The organism is Flavobacterium bomense (assembly GCF_003970355.1).
In genome coordinates this window covers 1-591 of sequence record NZ_RYDJ01000267.1, presented here as the reverse complement: position 1 = coordinate 591, position 591 = coordinate 1, and the positions used below count along the sequence as shown (strand labels likewise).

Below are 591 nucleotides of genomic sequence, written 5' to 3'. Positions count from 1 at the left end.
ATTATCTAATCTTTCTAATTTCTCGATTAGTTCTTTGTGGTTGTGAAGGTAAAATCCGCTTTCAGGATTGTGGGTCATTTGTATTAAATCTTCAACCATATAAATCAAAGAGGAACCTTCGCGCTCTAAATAGGACGGAAGCAAAGCCAATATCACATAATCCTCGATATTTCCATAAAATTGGGAGAAACCTTTTCGATAGCTTTCTTCGTATAAAGAGACGTCGGTAATGAAGTGATTGCTAGTAGCCATTCCGGTTGTTCCGCTGCTGGTAAAGGTTTTCTGAATGGGATTTTCATTAGAAACAACTGTATGACTTTTAAAAAACTGGATAGGTAAAAACGGAATTTGCTCTAATGATTTAACTTTTTGAGTATTAGTTTTCAAAAAATCGCAAAATTCCCGATAGACTACGTTGTTTTCGTATTGAAAGCGAAATACTTTCAGCGCTATTTTTTCAAATTGCTTTAGGCTTGAAATAGAAAATATGTCAGGAGTTGGAGTCAAGTTTTTTTTGCAAAAGTAATTAAATAAAAAAACTCCAACTTTACAATTGGAGTTTTTTAGAAAATAGGTTGAAACTAATTATTC

The 591-nt window shown here is 32.8% G+C and carries 1 protein-coding gene; it reads right to left on the bottom strand.

Annotated elements, in window-relative coordinates; all coding sequences use genetic code 11:
- Window positions 1–507, bottom strand: a 507-nt coding sequence (locus tag EKL98_RS18355; RefSeq protein WP_449404020.1) for a LuxE/PaaK family acyltransferase, incomplete at its 3' end; no start/stop codon positions are given.
- Window positions 508–591: the final 84 nt, after the last annotated feature.